The 17,108-nt window shown below is 62.0% G+C and carries 12 protein-coding genes; 5 read left to right on the forward strand and 7 right to left on the reverse strand.

Annotated elements, in window-relative coordinates:
- The first annotated feature begins 21 nt into the window (after positions 1 to 21).
- Positions 22 to 1,188, forward strand: a complete 1,167-nt coding sequence (gene dnaJ, locus FOY53_RS15585; RefSeq protein ID WP_146590504.1) for a molecular chaperone DnaJ — start codon at positions 22 to 24, stop codon at positions 1,186 to 1,188.
- Between the two features lie 180 nt (positions 1,189 to 1,368).
- Positions 1,369 to 2,130: a RadC family protein gene (gene radC / locus FOY53_RS15590; protein WP_146590506.1), complete on the forward strand. Its 762-nt coding sequence runs from the start codon at positions 1,369 to 1,371 to the stop codon at positions 2,128 to 2,130.
- 16 nt (positions 2,131 to 2,146) lie between these two features.
- On the opposite strand, the gene FOY53_RS15595 is transcribed toward radC, so the two are convergent.
- The 3 genes from FOY53_RS15595 to secA all read right to left on the reverse strand — a co-directional run bounded on the left by FOY53_RS15595 (position 2,147) and on the right by secA (position 7,594).
- Positions 2,147 to 3,706: a phosphate ABC transporter substrate-binding/OmpA family protein gene (locus FOY53_RS15595; protein ID WP_146590508.1), complete on the reverse strand. Its 1,560-nt coding sequence runs from the start codon at positions 3,704 to 3,706 to the stop codon at positions 2,147 to 2,149.
- 23 nt (positions 3,707 to 3,729) lie between these two features.
- Positions 3,730 to 4,692 (reverse strand): translocase, encoded by a 963-nt coding sequence (locus tag FOY53_RS15600; protein WP_146590510.1) that lies wholly within the window; start codon positions 4,690 to 4,692, stop codon positions 3,730 to 3,732.
- 166 nt (positions 4,693 to 4,858) lie between these two features.
- Positions 4,859 to 7,594, reverse strand: a complete 2,736-nt coding sequence (gene secA / locus FOY53_RS15605) for a preprotein translocase subunit SecA (protein WP_146590513.1) — start codon at positions 7,592 to 7,594, stop codon at positions 4,859 to 4,861.
- A 177-nt stretch (positions 7,595 to 7,771) separates the two neighbouring features.
- Between secA and FOY53_RS15610 the strand changes: the two genes are divergently transcribed.
- The 3 genes from FOY53_RS15610 to FOY53_RS15620 are packed head-to-tail and all read left to right on the forward strand — an operon-like array spanning position 7,772 to position 10,272.
- A complete protein-coding gene (locus FOY53_RS15610) occupies positions 7,772 to 8,626 on the forward strand; it encodes a peptidylprolyl isomerase (RefSeq protein WP_146590515.1) in 855 nt (284 codons plus the stop codon).
- Between the two features lie 2 nt (positions 8,627 to 8,628).
- Entirely contained in the window at positions 8,629 to 9,858 is a 1,230-nt protein-coding gene (gene argJ, locus FOY53_RS15615; RefSeq protein WP_146590516.1) for a bifunctional glutamate N-acetyltransferase/amino-acid acetyltransferase ArgJ, read from the forward strand.
- A 15-nt stretch (positions 9,859 to 9,873) separates the two neighbouring features.
- Positions 9,874 to 10,272: a (deoxy)nucleoside triphosphate pyrophosphohydrolase gene (locus tag FOY53_RS15620; RefSeq protein ID WP_146590519.1), complete on the forward strand. Its 399-nt coding sequence runs from the start codon at positions 9,874 to 9,876 to the stop codon at positions 10,270 to 10,272.
- Positions 10,273 to 11,067: 795 nt separating this feature from the next.
- Here the strand turns inward: FOY53_RS15620 and infB are convergent.
- Genes infB through rimP form a run of 4 tightly spaced genes read right to left on the reverse strand, consistent with a single transcriptional unit; the run spans position 11,068 to position 16,429 of the window.
- Positions 11,068 to 13,587, reverse strand: a complete 2,520-nt coding sequence (gene infB / locus FOY53_RS15625) for a translation initiation factor IF-2 (protein WP_146590521.1) — start codon at positions 13,585 to 13,587, stop codon at positions 11,068 to 11,070.
- Between the two features lie 9 nt (positions 13,588 to 13,596).
- Entirely contained in the window at positions 13,597 to 14,232 is a 636-nt protein-coding gene (locus FOY53_RS15630; protein ID WP_146590523.1) for an RNA-binding protein, read from the reverse strand.
- A 2-nt stretch (positions 14,233 to 14,234) separates the two neighbouring features.
- On the reverse strand, positions 14,235 to 15,854 hold the full coding sequence (gene nusA, locus FOY53_RS15635; protein ID WP_146590525.1) for a transcription termination factor NusA: 1,620 nt from the start codon (positions 15,852 to 15,854) through the stop codon (positions 14,235 to 14,237).
- 5 nt (positions 15,855 to 15,859) lie between these two features.
- Positions 15,860 to 16,429, reverse strand: a complete 570-nt coding sequence (gene rimP / locus FOY53_RS15640) for a ribosome maturation factor RimP (protein WP_186766626.1) — start codon at positions 16,427 to 16,429, stop codon at positions 15,860 to 15,862.
- Positions 16,430 to 17,108: the final 679 nt, after the last annotated feature.

Raw genomic sequence — 17,108 nt, forward strand, 5'->3', positions numbered from 1 at the left:
TCCGTGCAAAAGGAGGGCTAGATGTCCAAACGTGATTACTACGACGTGCTGGGCCTGAAAAAAGGCGCCTCGCCGGATGAGATCAAGAAGGCCTACCGTGGCAAGGCCAAGGAACTGCACCCCGACCGCAACACCGACAACCCGCGGGCCGAGGATCAGTTCAAGGAGGCCAACGAGGCCTACGAGGTTCTCAAGGACAACGACAAGAAGGCGGCCTACGACCGGTACGGCCACGCCGCCTTTGAAGGTGGACTGGGTGCCAGTGCCGGTCGCCCCGGAGGCCCGGGTTTTGGCGGTGGCGCAGGCGGGCAGGGCGACTTTGCTTCGGCCTTTTCGGACGTGTTCGACGACCTCTTCGGCGACTTCATGGGCGCCGGTGGTCGTGGTGGACGCCAGCGCGCCGCGCGTGGCGCCGACCTGCGGTACAACCTGCGCGTCTCTCTGGAAGAAGCCTATGGTGGTCTGCACAAGACCATCAATGTGCCGACCTCGGTCCAGTGCGGCCCCTGCAGCGGGTCGGGGGCCGAAGGCGGCGCCGAACCGACCACCTGCCCGACCTGTTCCGGCATGGGGAAGGTGCGTGCCACCCAGGGTTTCTTTACGGTCGAACGTACCTGTCCGACCTGTTCCGGTCTGGGACAGATCATCAAGAACCCCTGCAAGGCCTGTGGCGGCAACGGTCGGGTGCAGAAGGATCGGGCGCTGTCGGTGAATATCCCGGCCGGTGTCGAGACCGGCACGCGGATCCGTCTGGCCGGTGAGGGCGAGGCGGGTATGCGTGGTGGCCCCCCGGGGGATCTCTACATCTTTCTCGAAGTCGCGCCCCACGAGTTGTTCGAGCGTGACGGTGTCTCGCTGCACTGCCGGGTGCCCGTGTCGATGAGTGCCGCGGCGCTTGGCGGCGACATAGAGGTGCCGACAATTGACGGCGGACGGTCCCGGGTCAAGATACCCGCTGGTTCACAGTCGGGCCGTCAGATGCGTCTGCGCGGCAAGGGAATGCCCGCCCTGCGAGGCGGCGGAACCGGTGACATGTTCATCGAGCTCGCGGTGGAAACCCCGGTCAACCTGACGTCGAAACAGCGTGAACTCCTGCGCGAATTCGAGGCCCTGTCCGAGGACAACAACCCGGAATCCAAGACGTTCTTTTCATCGGTCAAAAGCTTCTGGGATTCGATGAAGGGCTGATGCCCGCGCGCCTTCGGGCCAGACAAACTTCCGGACGCGCTGCCCAGACCGGGTGGCGCGTTTTCGTCTGAGCGGATGGTGTGGCACCGGCACCGCGCATCGAGGCGGGTTGTGGCCGGTTGTAAACTTTCTTGATTGCGCCTTAACCATTCACTAACCACGTCAGATCACTCTGGTGGCATGCGCAAATCTGGCAATTTCTCGGACTCACAGGCCGCCCTCTTTGCCCGGGACGAGGTTCCCCGGGTCCCGGAGAAACTCGCCCGGCAGCCCTCTTATATCCGGGATCACCGTGCGCGCCTGCGGGAAAGGTTCCTGCTGGGCGGCGCGGATGCCCTGCCGGACTACGAGCTGCTGGAACTGGTCCTGTTCCGGGCTATCCCGCGCCGGGATGTCAAACCTCTGGCACGGCACCTGATCGAGGTATTCGGCGATTTCAATCGGGTCATTTCGGCCCCGGTCGCCCGCCTGCAAGAGGTCTCGGGGGTCGGCGAGGCGGTGGTGGCCGAAATCAAGATTGTCGAGGCGGCCGCCCACCGTCTGTCACGCAGCCGGGTGTTGCAGCGGCAGGTGGTCAGCAGTTGGGATGCGCTGCTGGATTATTGCCACACCACCATGGCCCACCGGGAAACCGAACAATTCCGGGTGCTGTATCTGGATCGCAAGAATGTGCTCGTCGCGGACGAAGCGCAGGCCCAGGGCACCGTCGACCACGTTCCGGTCTATCCCCGAGAGGTTGTGAAGCGGGCACTGGAGCTGAATGCCAGCGCCTTGATACTGGTGCACAACCACCCGTCGGGGGATCCGACACCCTCGGCCGCGGATATTGATATGACAGCGCAGATCCAGACCGCCGCCGAAGCGCTGGGTCTGGTGCTGCATGACCACCTGGTGATCGGAAAATCTACCGAACTCAGCTTTCGGGCGCAGGGGCTGATCTGAACCGGCGGACCATGCGCTAACGCACCCAGACTTCGACCCGGCGGTTCACCTGACGGCCCCAGTCGGTCTCGTCGCAGGCCATTGGCATCGCCTCGCCAAAGGCCTCTGTCCTCAGGTCCAGCCGGGCGGTATCGGCGGTTTCCGCCGCAAGCAACACGGCGTTTCGCACGGTCTCGGCCCGACGTGCGGCGATGGACAGGTTGGTCGCTGCCGGTCCGTCTCCGTCCGAAAATCCAACGAAGACAAGATGGCGGGCGTCATAGTCGCCGTCTTCAAGAGCCTGCGCCAGTTGCAGGACGTTGGACCGCGACTGCGCATCGAGCCGCGCCGACCCGGTTTCGAAACGGAAAGAGGTGGTCAGCCGCCTCATGGGGGCAAGGGTCGAAATCATGCGCTGGAGCTCGTGCAGTCCCTCGGCGCCCTCGGCCACACTGATGGCATTGGCAATGCGGTCGCCCTGAAGGTCGAGTGGCACTTCTTCCACCGCCTGGTCGACAAATCCGGCGCGACGGATCACGATCTGGGCCGGGGCGCTGCGCACGTAGGTCAGAAATTCCCGTGCCAGCGCAGGCAGCCTCCGGGCGGGAAGATACAGGAACATCGGCGCGGTGAGGGGGTAGTCTTCGGTCTTGACGTTGCGCCGGGTGCCGCGCAGGGCAAAGCCGCAATCGCCGGAGAGCACAAGCGGGCGGGTGTTGCCCAGTTCGGAAAAGCTGGCGATTCCAATGCCGAACGGGTCACGTGCCACGGCCTCTGAGAGTGCGGCGTTGCTGGCGTGCCGCACGACATCCTCGCGCAGGGAAAACCGGGCCGGTCGCAGCACCCTGTCTTCAAAGCCCTGCGCCAGACCCGAGCGTGGGTCGCGCAGATGCAGGATCACCGGGGCATCGGGACCACCCAGCTCACGCCAATTGGTGAGCTTGCCCGCGGCAATCCGGGCCAGTTGCGGCAGTGAAATGCTCTGCACCGGATTGGCTCCGGCCACCACCGGCACCATCGCATCCAGCGCCAGAACGCGACTTCGGTTTGCTTCCAGCAGGTTGCCGAGGCCGGCATCCCGCGCCAGCCGGACCTCGGCGGGCCGGATCTCGCGCAGGGCCATCACGATGTCGGCTTCGTCCGCCAGAAGATCAGCAAAGCCCTCGTCGGTGTTGGTGACCCGGAATCCGAACCGACCGACCAACCTGCCGGTATCTGTCTGCATCAGAGCGTAGGTGAAATGGGTCGGGTCCGTTGCTGCGCGCTCGGCCGTCAGCCCGTTGCGGCGGGCAAAGCCTTCGATCAATGCCGGCATCAGGACGCTGCCTGCTGTCGCGGACCCGGACACCGACAGTTCGGCGACATAATCTGTCAGCGACGGACATCCGGGGCCGTCACAGGTCACACCCGAACCGTCGACTGTCAGCTCGCCATATTGCGTTTGCAGGCGATAGAATTCCCCGTCAAATCCCAGAAGGGTGCCGACCAGCTCGATCGCCCCGTCGCGCGACCGCAGGGCCACGTCCTGCGCGCCAACGGATCCAGCCCAGATCAAACAGAAAAGTGCGGCGATGATCGCCGCACGTCGCTTGTGCATGAGGGACCCCGTGTGACCCGATGTCAGTTGCTGGCGATTGTCAGGTCTTCCAGCGGCTTTTTCAACACCAGAAAGTCACCGATGCTGTCGCAGTCAGGAACGGCGAGGGAAATATCGTGGACCTGCATGGAGCCGCCGCCGGTCAGTTCCAGGCTTTGCGCCTCGACTTCGGTGCCGCAGTTGTCGGCCGTGATCTCGGCTTCGATGCTCAGGGCGATGCTGCCGGTGCTTTCGGTTGTTCCGACAGGAAAGCTGTAGACCTCGGCCAGCAGCGCGTCGGGGCTGCCTGCATCGCCGAGCTGGATCAAAAAGCCGCTTTCCCCACGGGCGGTTTTGGCAAAATCTCCGGTCGACGCGTTCCAGATGTGGCCGCTGCCACCATAGGGCGCGTCAAATTCGCGGGCATGCAGCTGCAAACCGGTGTTGCCTTTCCACTGCAAGGCCACCCGGTCGTAAAAGCCAAGGGATGTGACGTCGGCAGAAGCAACCGCACCGTCCCCATTGTCGAAAGAGGCAATGAACAGCGCCTTCTGCGCCAGCGCCGGGACGACAACCTCGAGCGAGCCGTCCTTACCGGTCACTTCGGTAAACATGAGGCCGTTGTGATGGACGGTGACACGCTCGCCGCCAAGGCAGGGGGCGGAGAGTGACAGTGTGACCATTGCACCGGCAGTGGCAGTGGCGGCGAGGTCCACGGGGCAGGTGAGATCACCCGTCCTATCGTCTGTCGCCAGGGGCAGATTGGGGTTGCCTTCGACAGACGCCAGTACGGCGGCCGAGTCCGGCATCGCGGGCTTTCCCAGCACCGAGGGCGTTCTTGGCAGGCCGACGGACGACGTGTCGACGATTTCGGACACCATCATTCTGGACGCGTCGGCCTGGGGCTGCGTGCGCGGCAGAGCGAAACCGAATTGCATGATATAGCCAATAGTCAGAGCACAGACGAATGTCCCCAGACCCAGAATGTATGTCTTTGCGCGTGTCATCGGTGCCTCCGGAACCTCTATCAGTCCGGGAACAGTTGTGACGCAGGAAGGTGGCAAAGCTGCGGCGAGCAGAAGGACTCATTCTGACGCTTGTGCGGCGGGCACACCGGTCATCCCTACCCAAGTGCGGCGAGAAGGCGACAGCCGCCTTCTCGCGTGGTGAGGATCAGGCCAGACGGCCGTGGCAGTGCTTGAACTTGTTGCCAGAGCCGCAGGGGCAGGGGTCGTTGCGCCCCGGAGCCCCCCAGCTGTCCGGATTTGTTTCGTCAAACCCGGAGTTCAGGGCTTCGGCTTCTGCGACTGCGGGACCGGCCGCCTCTGCCGCGGCGACGTCGGACGCTGCTGCCGCGGCGTCGTTGACGCGACGGGCCTCGGCCTGCTGCGCCCGCATTTGCTCTACCAGGGCGCGCTGTTCGCTTTCGGTCATCGGGCGGATCTGACCGAGCTTCTGCGTGACATCGGTGCGCAGGCTGTCCAGCATGGATTCGAACAGCTGAAACGACTCGGTCTTGTACTCGTTCAGCGGATCACGCTGGGCATAGCCGCGGAACCCCACGACCGAACGCAGGTGTTCCAGCGTCAGAAGATGTTCCCGCCACTTGCCGTCAATCGCCTGCAACAACACCTGCTTTTCGATCTGCGACATCGTATCGGGGCCAAAGGCTTCGGCCTTTTCTGCCATCTGCTTGTCGCTGGCTTGTTCCAGACGTTCGCGGATCACATCGCCGTCGACGCCTTCTTCATCGGCCCAGCCGATGATCGGCAGATCCAGCCCGAGGTTTTCCAGCACAGCGGCATAGAGCCCCTGCATGTCCCACTGGTCGGCATAGCTGCGGGCCGGGACGAACTGAGCCACAAGGTCGTCAATGACCTGATGACGCATGTCCTGAACGATTTCGCCGAGATCCTCGGCTTCCATGATCTCGCGGCGCTGGCTGAACACCACTTTGCGCTGATCGTTCATCACATCGTCGAATTTCAGCAGTTGCTTGCGAATGTCGAAATTCCGGCCTTCGACCTTGGCTTGGGCACGTTCCAGCGACTTGTTCACCCAAGGGTGTATGATCGCCTCACCCTCTTTCATGCCCAGCGACGACAGCACCTTGTCCAGCCGTTCCGAGCCGAAAATACGCATGAGGTCATCTTCGAGCGACAGGAAAAACGAGGATTTGCCCGGGTCCCCCTGACGGCCCGACCGGCCGCGCAGCTGGTTGTCGATGCGGCGGGATTCGTGCCGTTCGGTGGCCAGCACGAACAGGCCGCCGGCGTCGATCACGGCTTTTTCGTCGGCCGCATGTCCGTCTTCGATCTGCTTGCGGATCTCGTCGGGATGGGCGTCGGGGTTGGCGGCGATGGCATCCAGAACCTTGAGCTCGACGTTGCCGCCAAGTTTGATGTCGGTTCCACGTCCGGCCATGTTGGTGGCGATGGTGATCGCGCCAAGCTTGCCCGCGTCACCGACGATCTGGGCTTCCTGCTCGTGCTGGCGCGCGTTCAGAACGTTGTGCGGCAGCTCGGCCTTGGTCAGCAGGGCACTCAGCATTTCGGATTTCTCGATCGAGGTGGTGCCGACCAGTGCAGGCGTGCCGTTGGCATGAGCCTTCTTGATTTCCTCGACAATCGCTTCGTACTTTTCGCGTGCGGTGCGGTAGACCTTGTCGTCTTCGTCAATCCGCGCAATTGGTCGGTTGGTGGGCACTTCGACGACGCCAAGTCCGTAAATCTCGGAAAATTCCTCGGCCTCGGTGGTGGCTGTACCCGTCATGCCGGCCAGCTTGTCATAGAGACGGAAATAATTCTGGAAGGTCACGCTGGCGAGAGTGACGTTCTCGGGCTGGATCTTGACGCCTTCCTTGGCTTCGATTGCCTGATGCAGCCCGTCCGACAGACGGCGACCCGCCATCATCCGACCGGTGAATTCATCAATCAGGACAACCTCGTCGTCACGGACGATATAATCCTTGTCCTTCTGGAACAGCTTGTGCGCCCGCAGGCCCTGATTGACGTGGTGCACAATCGTGGTCGATTCCGGGTCGTACAGCGTCTGTCCGTCGGGCAGCAGGCCGCGGGCATGCAGCTGATCTTCGAGAAACTCGTTGCCGTCGTCGGTATAGGTGACGTTGCGGGTCTTTTCATCAAGCGTAAAATGCTCTGCGGTGAGATCCGGGATCAGCTTGTTGATGCTGATGTAGAGATCCGAGCGGTCCTGGGACGGGCCGGAAATGATCAGCGGCGTGCGCGCCTCGTCGATCAGAATCGAGTCGACCTCGTCCACGATCGCAAAGTTGTGGTCGCGCTGGTACATCTGGCTGAGTTCGGACTTCATGTTGTCGCGCAGATAGTCAAAACCCAGCTCGTTGTTGGTGGCATAGGTGATGTCGCAGGCGTAGGCCGCCTTTTTCTCGTCCTCGGGCTGGCGCGGATAGACCACGCCGGTGGTCATGCCGAGCATGGAAAAGACTTTGCCCATCCAGTCGGCGTCGCGCCGTGCGAGGTAGTCGTTCACGGTGACCACATGAACGCCTTTGCCCGACAACGCGTTCAGGTACGCCGGGAAGGTGGCGACAAGGGTCTTGCCCTCACCCGTCTTCATTTCGGAAATATTGCCCTGATGCAGGAAGATCCCGCCCATCAGCTGGGTGTCGAACGCACGCAGCCCAAGAGCGCGATGCGCGCCTTCGCGGCAGTTGGCAAAGGCTTCCGGCAGGATGTGGTCCAGGCTTTCGCCACCCTCGATCCGCTTGCGGAACTCTTCGGTCTTGGCCTTCAATCCGGCGTCGTCCAGTGCCTGAAATTCGGGTTCCAGCGCGTTGATCTGATCGACCAGCGGGCGCGTCGCCTTGACTTTACGGTCATTCGGCGTTCCGAACACCTTGCGCGCGATTTTTCCGATACCCAGCATGGTCTCACTTTCGTGGTTTGACATCATCGTGTGCGGCATCTGCTTGCCCGCCACGCACACAGCCCATATGAAACAGGGGAACGGCTGGCCTTCTCGACGCCTCAAGGCGATGTAGTGGGCAGCATGTGCAGTGTCAACGTCGCCCGGCCACCGGGCGGCCAAGGAAGGACGATAGCAATGTCGAATCGCACTACGAAACTGTCTGCCGCAGCGCTGGCGATCAGCCTTGCCTTTCCGGCAACGGCGCAGGATGCCCCTACCGCCGACACCGTTGTCGCGACCGTAAACGGGACGGAAATCACGCTTGGCCACATGCTGGTCACGCGCGCGGGCCTTCCCGAGCAATACAGCCAGTTGCCCTCGACCGTGCTGTGGGAAGGGGTGATGGATCAGCTGATCCAGCAGTCCGTTCTCGCAAATTCTGACGGCATCACGGAAACAGCGGGCATCAAGCTTGCGCTGGAAAATCAGCGACGCGCCATGCTGGCCTCGGAAGCGATCACTGCCATTGCCGCGAACGCCGCGGACGACGCCGCGGTCCAGGCCGCCTACGACGCCAATTTCGCCAATGTGGAACAAGAGGGGCAGGAATTCGATGCCTCGCACATTCTGGTCGAAACCGAGGACGAGGCGAAAGCCATCGCCGAAGAGCTGGCTGGCGGCGCCGATTTCGTCACCCTTGCCAAGGAAAAGTCCACCGGACCCTCCGGTCCCAACGGCGGTGCGCTTGGCTGGTTCGGACCGGGAATGATGGTGGAACCTTTCCAGAAAGCCGTTGAGGCGATGCAGCCCGGCGATATCTCGGAGCCGGTCGAAACCCAGTTCGGCTGGCATGTGATCCGGTTGAACGACACGCGTGCCAAGACGGCGCCCGGGCTGGACGAGGTCCGCGATCAGATCACCGAGCAATTGCAGAAAGAGGCGGTAGAGGCGGCGATCAACGATCTGGTGAAGAAAGCTGACATCACCCGCATCGCGCCTGAGGACATCGACACGTCGGTAATCGAAAATCTCGATCTCGTGGGGAACTGAGCTTGGCCAAAATTACGTCCCGTTCGCCGCTTGCGCCCGAAAGCTTTCCTGACCTGCCGGTGATCAAGGGGGTTCGGTTTTCCTCGGTCGCGGCGGGGGTGCGCTACGCGGGCCGAACCGACGTGATGCTGGCACATCTGGCGCCGGGGTCCACGGTGGCGGGCGTGTTCACACGCTCTGCCACCCGCTCGGCGCCGGTGCTGGATTGCCAGGCCAAGATTGGCACGCACACCGATGACGGTGCGGCGATCATCGTCAACTCCGGCAATTCCAACGCCTTTACCGGCCGCAACGGAGTCGACGCGACCCGCGCCGTGACGTCGGCAGTGGCCCAGACCATGAACCTGCCCGAGGGGCGCGTGTTCTCATCCTCTACCGGAGTGATCGGCGAACCGCTGCCGCATGGTCGGATCACTGCCAAGATCGCCGAGCTGGTCGCCGGTCTGGACGAAACCGGCATCGGTGCTGCGGCACAGGCCATCATGACCACGGACACCTTTCCCAAAGGCGCCATGGCGTCGGTCGACCTGCCCGGCGGGACGGTCAGGATTGCCGGCATGGCAAAGGGTTCCGGCATGATCGCGCCCGACATGGCGACGATGCTTGTCTATCTCTTCACCGATGCCGCGATCCCCGCCGGGGATTTGCAGGCACTTGTAAGCGGCATCAATGACCGCACCTTCAACTGCATCACCGTGGACAGCGACACCTCGACGTCGGACACCCTGCTGATGGGCGCGACCGGAGCGTCGGGCGTCGCTGTCACCGCGCAGGACACCGCCTTTGCCGATGCATTGCATGGGGTAATGCTGGATCTCGCCCATCAGGTGGTCAGGGACGGCGAAGGTGCGACCAAGTTCGTCACGGTCAATGTGACCGGCGCCGTCACTGATGCGGACGCCCGCACGCACGCCCTGACGATCGCGAATTCGCCGCTGGTCAAGACGGCGCTCGCCGGCGAGGATCCGAACTGGGGCCGCATCGTGATGGCCGTCGGAAAATCCGGCGCTGCGGCTGATCGCGACGCGCTCAGCATTCGGTTCGGGGACATACTGGTGGCCGAAAATGGCTGGGTCTCGCCGGAATACAAGGAAGACCTTGGCGCCGCGCACATGAAGCAGCCCGAGATTACCCTCAACGTTGATATTGGGCTGGGCAACGGGGCGGCCACGATCTGGACGTGTGATCTGACCCATGGATATATCGCGATCAATGCCGATTATCGTTCGTGAGCCGGGGTTAGTGGCGTGAAAGTTGTGGTGGTTTCGGCTGTCGCCTTGATCGACCGGGACGGGCGGGTGCTGCTGGCACAACGACCGGCCGGGAAGGCGATGGCCGGTCTGTGGGAGTTTCCGGGCGGCAAAGTCGAGGTGAACGAAACCCCCGAGGCAGCGTTGATTCGCGAGTTGCACGAAGAGCTTGGAATCGAAACCTGGCAAAGCTGTCTTGCGCCGTTGACTTTCGCGTCCCACAGTTATGACGATTTTCACTTGCTGATGCCTTTGTTTGCATGTCGCAAGTGGGGCGGGACCATTCAGCCCCGTGAAAATCAATCGCTCAAGTGGGTGCACGCAAAGAACATTTCCGACTATCCCATGCCAGCGGCCGATATTCCCCTTATTCCGATATTGCGTGACTGGCTATAATTGCATCGTCCAGGTGCTCAATGCATACGCTCGCTGCATTGCAGAATATTTCAAATTGGGATGGGTAATTGAATAAATATTACCGCCCGGTTCTATTTTTCTGGTTATCTTAACCAACTCTCCTTAATCCTTATCAAGAGATGACATGGGGAAAGTGAAATGCTGAAAACAATCATTCTTGGCAGTTGTGTGTCCGTGCAGGGTATTCTGGAGCAAATACTTCCAGACGGCCGCATAAGTGTGCGAGTGGGCAAACAGATCTTTACCGGCATTCCGGTCTGACCGAAGGGGCGGGGCGTCGTCGCAGGCCGGGCAATTCATATGCCCGACCTGTGTCTGCGTGGGTGCAAGCGCGCGCTGTAATCCGGCGTCGCAGTTTGTCCGCTGGCAGAGACGCCCCCCAGCGCACCGGCGAGCGCGGTGTGGAATGACGATAGAAGGGACGGTTGCGCCGCCGCGTCGGGCGTATTTTCGCGAGCAGACGCCGGTCAGACAGACCAGCGAGAATCACCCGGTTGCTGGGTGCGTGGCACAAGGCAGGTCCGCAACCCGGTCACGAACCATGCTTGCGCCGTGCGTGTCGCGTATCGGCCGGATAGCGCCTTGCAGGGGCGCTTGGGACATCGACGGGACTGCCACAATCGGATTGACGGGACAAAGGCGCGAATACCGCCTGCGCGGCCTGACGCCGGATGACCCGATTGCGGCGCTGCGGAAACAAAAAATCCGACCCAAGGGGTCGGATTTTTCAGTCGGAACACAACGGGCGCCAACGACGGGCGCCCGTGGAGTATATCAGAGGTTCCGTTCAACCTCTTCACGCTCGAAAATCTCGATGACATCGCCGGGGCGAATATCTTCGTAATTTTCGAAGGCCATGCCGCATTCCTGACCGGACTGGACCTCGGGCACTTCATCCTTGAACCGCTTGAGCGTCTTGAGCGTGCCTTCGTGAATGACGACGTTGTCACGCAGCAGACGAACACCGGCCGAGCGGCGGGCGACGCCTTCGGTGACCAGACACCCGGCCACTTTGCCGACGTGCGACACCTTGAAGACTTCCTTGATCGCCGCGTAACCGATGAACTTCTCGCGAATTTCGTTCGACAGAAGGCCGGAGGCCGCTGCCTTCACGTCGTCCACGAGATCGTAAATCACGCTGTAATAGCGAATTTCCACACCCTTTTGATGCGCCGTGTTCCGCGCGCTGGCATTGGCCCGCACGTTGAAGCCAAAGACCGGTGCACCAGAGGCTTCGGCCAGACCGATGTCGGTTTCGGTGATGGCACCGACACCCGAATGCAGCACGCGGACGCGGACCTCATCGTTGCCGATCTTCTCCATCGCCTGGACAATCGCTTCGGCCGAACCCTGAACGTCCGCCTTGACCAGAATTGGCAGCTCCGAGACGTTCTCGTCGTCCTTGGCCTTGGCCATAAGCTGTTCCAGCGTGGTCGCCGCACCTGCGGCTGCGCGCTTGGCCTTGGCCGAGTTGGCACGATACTCGGCGATTTCGCGCGCCTGAGCCTCGGTTTCGGTGACGTTCAGTACATCGCCGGCTTCGGGAGTCCCGTTCAGACCCAGAACTTCGACCGGAACAGAAGGACCGGCTTCCTGGATGCGCTCGCCTTTGTCGTTGATCAGCGCACGAACCTTGCCGTACTGCTCGCCCACCACAAAGATGTCGCCCTGACGCAGGGTGCCGTTCTGAACCAGAACCGTTGCAACCGGACCGCGGCCAACATCAAGCTGCGCTTCGATCACGGCGCCCTGGGCCGCACGATTCGGGTTGGCCTTGAGCTCGAGAATCTCGGCCTGAAGCGCAATCGCCTCAAGCAGTTGATCCAGGCCCTGACCGGTATGTGCCGACACTTCGACATCCTGCACATCGCCGGACATCTGTTCGACAACAACTTCGTGCTGCAGGAGATCGGTCCGCACCTTGGTCGGGTTCGCGTCGTGCTTGTCGATCTTGTTGATCGCGACGATCATCGGCACCTTGGCCGCCTTGGCATGGGCAATGGCTTCGATCGTCTGCGGCATCACCGCATCATCCGCGGCAACCACCAGCACGACGATATCGGTCACCTGAGCACCGCGCGAGCGCATGGATGTAAAGGCGGCGTGGCCCGGAGTGTCGAGGAACGACAGCACAGCGCCAGAATCGGTTGTGACCTGGTAGGCGCCGATATGCTGCGTGATCCCGCCGGCTTCGCCCGAGACGACTTTTGTCTTGCGGATCGCGTCCAGAAGCGACGTCTTGCCGTGGTCGACATGGCCCATGATCGTGATCACCGGCGGACGCGATTGCAGATCCTCGGGGTTGTCGTCGATCTTGGTGATGACGTCCTCGACGTCCGCATCCGACACGCGCACCACGCGGTGGCCGAATTCTTCGATGATCAGTTCCGCGGTATCGGCATCAATGGTTTCGTTTTGAGTCACCATCAGGCCACTTTGCATCAGCGATTTTACAACGTCACCGACGCGTTCTGCCATGCGATTGGCCAGTTCCGACACCACGATCGCCTCGGGAAGCTGAACGTCCCGCACAACCTTTTCGCGCGCAACCTGGCCGCCCATCGCCTTTTGGCGCGCACGCTCCTGCTTGCGCTTCATGGCGGCCATCGACTTCTGACGTCCGCCTTCACCGGAAAGTGCCTGGTTCAGGGTCAGCTTGCCGGCACGACGTCCACCGGCATCATCGCGGGTTTTCACACCACGGCCACGCTCTTCGCGCTCGCGTTCCGCCTTGCGGGGACCGGCGGCGGCAGGTGCAGGCTTGGACGCCGAAACCCGTGCGGCGGCATCGGCACCCGCAGCCGGAGTGGGCGCGGAGGACGCAGGCTCGGCGGCAGCCTTGGCGGCCGCGGCGGCTTCCTGGGCCTTGCGCTCTTCCTCTTCGGCTTTCGCCTTGATGGCTTCGGCGGCCTCGCGCTGTTCGCGCTCTTTCGCCTCTTGTTCGGCCCGGCGGCGGTCACGCTCTTCCGCGCGCTCACGCTCATCCGCCTCACGCTGGGCAATCTCGTCCGCTTCGCGTGCCTTCGCGGCCTGCAACGCCTTCAGGCGGCGGTCCATTTCGGCATCGGAAATTCCGGCAGGGCGTCTTGCCGTGACTCCCGGCGAGGCGTTAGCTGCACCCGGAGCAGCGCCAGGCTTTGCCATACCCGTCTTGGGCACAACAACCCGCTTGGGCTTTTTGGTCTCCACCACGACGTTCTTGGTGCGTCCGTGGCTAAAGCTCTGCTTTACGCTCCCCGACCGGGGACCGCCACTGCGCAAACCCAAAGTTTTCTTACCGTCGTTATCGCTCATAAAGCTCTCTTATCCTTTTGTGCGGCCCCTGCCGCTGACATTTGCATTGACAGTTCCAATGCGTACGCCCTTCAATCGCTGGGCTTCCTCTACAACACGTTTCGTGAGTCCGCCAGCGCCAAGCGCAGCGTGTATCACAGATTGTCGTCCAAAGGCCAACCCCAGCTCCTGTGCTGTGAGCCAGCCTATGTAACTGCCAAAGTGCGGCGTGCTGAGTTTTGTCTTGCCACGTTCCGATCCGTCACTGGACTGGATCAGCACCTCGGCTTCCTCTTTGGACAGCCAATCCTTTACCCGCTCATAGCCCGCAACAGCAGAGCCGGAGCGACGCGCCAAGCTTATCAGATCCACAACGCGCCGCGCCAGCATCGGTTCCAGCTGGTTCAGCATTTCTTCATCCACCGTCACCGGCTTTTTGGCCGCGCGGGCGAACAGGCCTTTCTTCACGGCCTTTGCAAGCGCTTCCTTGTCCGCCGAAACCCAGATGCCCCGACCGGGCAGTTTGCCCATGAGGTCGGGAACGATCTGGTTGTCAGGGCCGACCACGAACCGGATCAGCCCGTGCTTGGGCTGTACCTCACCGGTCGCAATACATTTGCGCTCGGGTCCGTCGTCCAGTTCTTTGGTCACACCACCTCGGGACATGATCAGGCCTCTTCACCATCGACTTCGGCGTCGTCATCCTCGGCCTCGGTCTGCGTCTCGAGTTCGGTCGGATCGACCCAGCCCAGCAGAACCCGGGCCGTCATGACCATGTTCTGCGCCTCTTCCAGGGAAACGTCGAATTTCTCCAGCAGGCCGTCATCCTTGTGACGCTGGCCGTTGTCGGTGGTCCAGCCGCCGGCCAGTTCCCAATCCGCACAGGTGGCAAAGTCTTCGAGGGTCTTGATCCCGTCCTCTGCCAGCGCTTCCAGCATCTGGGGTGTCAGGCCTTCGAATTCAACCAGGCTGTCTTCGACACCCAGTTCGCGGGCGCGCTCCATCGCCTTGCGGGCCAGTTCTTCAAGCTGTTCCTTGGCGCGGGTCTGCAGTTCGGCGGCAGTGTCGCTGTCGACACCGTCAATCACCAGCAATTCGTCGAGATCGACATAGGCGACCTCTTCGAGGTTGGTGAACCCTTCGGACACCAGCAACTGGGCAAAGAATTCATCGAGATCCAGCGTGTCCATGAACAGCTGCGTGCGCTCTTCGAATTCCTTCTGCCGACGCTTGGATTCCTCTTCCTCGGTCATGATGTCGATGTCCAGACCGGTCAGCTGGGACGCCAGACGCACGTTCTGGCCACGACGGCCGATGGCCAGCGACAGCTGCTCGTCCGGCACCACGACCTCGATCCGTTCGGCATCCTCGTCCAGAACCACCTTGGTCACTTCGGCCGGCTGCAACGCGTTGACCAGGAAGGTCGGGATGTCCTCGTTCCACGGAATGATGTCGATCTTTTCACCCTGGAGTTCGTTCACCACGGCCTGCACGCGGCTGCCGCGCATGCCGACGCAGGCACCGACGGGATCAATCGAGTTGTCATAAGAAATGACGGCGATCTTGGCGCGGCTGCCGGGGTCACGGGCCACGGCCTTGATCTCGATGATGCCGTCGTAGATCTCGGGCACTTCCATCTTGAACAATTCCGCCATGAACTGCGGGTCGGTGCGCGACAGGAAAATCTGCGGGCCCCGGGCCTCGCGGCGCACATCCTTGATGTAGCAGCGGATGCGGTCGTTCGGGCGATAGCTTTCGCGACCGATCTTCTCGTTCCGGCGCAGGATGGCTTCGCCCCGGCCGACGTCGACGATGACGTTGCCGTATTCCTCGCGCTTGACCTGACCGTTGATGATGGTGCCGGCGCGGTCCTTGAATTCCTCGTACTGCCGGTCACGTTCGGCTTCGCGGACCTTCTGCAGAATGACCTGTTTGGCCGACTGCGCCGCAATCCGGCCCATGTCGACGGGGGGCACTTCTTCGACGAATTCGTCACCGACCTTGGGATCGGCCATGTACTGCTTGGCCTGTTTGACGGTGAATTCGGCCTGATAGTTCTCAAGCAGATCGTCTTCGACCACTGTGCGCACCCGGGTAAAGGTGGCGCGGCCGGTCTTGCGGTCGATCTTGACGCGGATGTCCATCTCGGCGCCGTAACGCGATTTGGCGGCACGCGAGAGCGATTCTTCCATCGCCTCGACGACCAGACCGGGGTCGATCATCTTTTCCCGGGCCACGGCCTCGGCGGTTTGCAACAGCTCAAGCTGGTTGGCAGAGGTAATCGCCATGTCTCTTACTCCTCCTGCGGGCCGTCTTCGGCCTCGATGTCGTCAAAAACGGATGGGTCCGGGGCGGCGGCCTTGCGGGCGCGCAGCATTTCGCGGATCAGATCGTCGGTCAGCACCAGCTTGGCCTCTGCCAGCCAGTCGAACTTGAGTCCAACCGTACCTTCCTCGATATTGATCAGCACTTCGTCGTCTTCGATTCCCGCCAGAATGCCCCGCCAGCGTTTGCGTCCGTCAACAAGCTCTGACGTCTCGATCTTGGCCTCATAGCCTTCGAACGTGTCAAAGTCCTTGAGCCGGGTCAGCGGGCGGTCAATGCCGGGGCTCGACACTTCCAGCGTATAGCCGTCCAGAATCGGATCTTCGACATCGAGCACGGCGCTGACGGCGGTGCTGATTCTGGCACATTCGTCGACCTCGATACCGCCCTCGGGCCGTTCTGCCATGATTTGCAGGGTCGGAGTGTTGCCACCCATGAGGCGAATCCTGACAAGCTCGAACCCCATGTCCTCGATGACGGGGGTCAGAATCTCTGCCAGACGTTTGTCCATGGCGGCTTTGGCGATCATGTCACTCATTGGTTCTGGGTATCCATGTGTTCGGAACACAAAAAAACGGGCGCGCGGCCCGTTGCTCTTTCCCGGTGGAGCGTTCGGGGTGGAGACCGACGCGCCGCTATTAAGGGCCATATACGCGGCGCAATCTGAAACTGCAAGGGCCAAGACCGGGGGGCTGATGCCGTGGATCCCGCATGTCCCGCCAGGATGGAGAGACCCTCACCACACATTATATATAGCTGGTACGCGCCCGATGGCCTTGCGGGCTCCGCCGACCGCCCCCTGTGGGCCTGAACAGACAGCCAGCTGCACACGTCCACCCTGCCGGTTTCGGGGGCGGGCGGAGTCGTCTCGCGGCCGGGCTGCGGGTGTCACTGGCCGCAGGTGTGAAGGGATGGGAGCTCAGGCTTCGCGACTGCAGACGTGTCCGGAAGCAGACTCGCGCACGACGACTCGCCCGCGAAGGGGCTGATTCCGACTCGATCCGGGCGTCAAAGCCGAGATCCGGAGCCCTGCCATCGGCCCAAACGCGGATCCTGGCCGTGCCGGGCGCGCGGCGGATGCCTTGAAACGTGGAATTTTCGAGAAATTTCAGAGAAAATGCGCCGCAAGTGCATTTTCGTGAAAAAAGCGCTTGCGGGTTTTGTCGGGTGACACTAGAACCCCCTTCACCGGCGGCGCTGAGGCGCACAACGGGACG

It is taken from the genome of Puniceibacterium confluentis, assembly GCF_007923445.1.
Taxonomy (GTDB): Bacteria; Pseudomonadota; Alphaproteobacteria; order Rhodobacterales; family Rhodobacteraceae; genus Puniceibacterium; species Puniceibacterium confluentis.

Excerpts from the sequence above, each read along its gene's own strand:
- FOY53_RS15630 (WP_146590523.1), bottom strand. The coding sequence starts at position 14,232 with ATGTCCCGAGGTGGTGTGACCAAAGAACTGGACGACGGACCCGAGCGC.
- nusA (WP_146590525.1), bottom strand. The coding sequence starts at position 15,854 with ATGGCGATTACCTCTGCCAACCAGCTTGAGCTGTTGCAAACCGCCGAG.
- FOY53_RS15610 (WP_146590515.1), top strand. The coding sequence starts at position 7,772 with ATGTCGAATCGCACTACGAAACTGTCTGCCGCAGCGCTGGCGATCAGC.
- FOY53_RS15595 (WP_146590508.1), bottom strand. The coding sequence starts at position 3,706 with ATGCACAAGCGACGTGCGGCGATCATCGCCGCACTTTTCTGTTTGATC.
- FOY53_RS15600 (WP_146590510.1), bottom strand. The coding sequence starts at position 4,692 with ATGACACGCGCAAAGACATACATTCTGGGTCTGGGGACATTCGTCTGT.
- infB (WP_146590521.1), bottom strand. The coding sequence starts at position 13,587 with ATGAGCGATAACGACGGTAAGAAAACTTTGGGTTTGCGCAGTGGCGGT.
- radC (WP_146590506.1), top strand. The coding sequence starts at position 1,369 with ATGCGCAAATCTGGCAATTTCTCGGACTCACAGGCCGCCCTCTTTGCC.
- secA (WP_146590513.1), bottom strand. The coding sequence starts at position 7,594 with ATGCTGGGTATCGGAAAAATCGCGCGCAAGGTGTTCGGAACGCCGAAT.
- dnaJ (WP_146590504.1), top strand. The coding sequence starts at position 22 with ATGTCCAAACGTGATTACTACGACGTGCTGGGCCTGAAAAAAGGCGCC.
- rimP (WP_186766626.1), bottom strand. The coding sequence starts at position 16,429 with ATGAGTGACATGATCGCCAAAGCCGCCATGGACAAACGTCTGGCAGAG.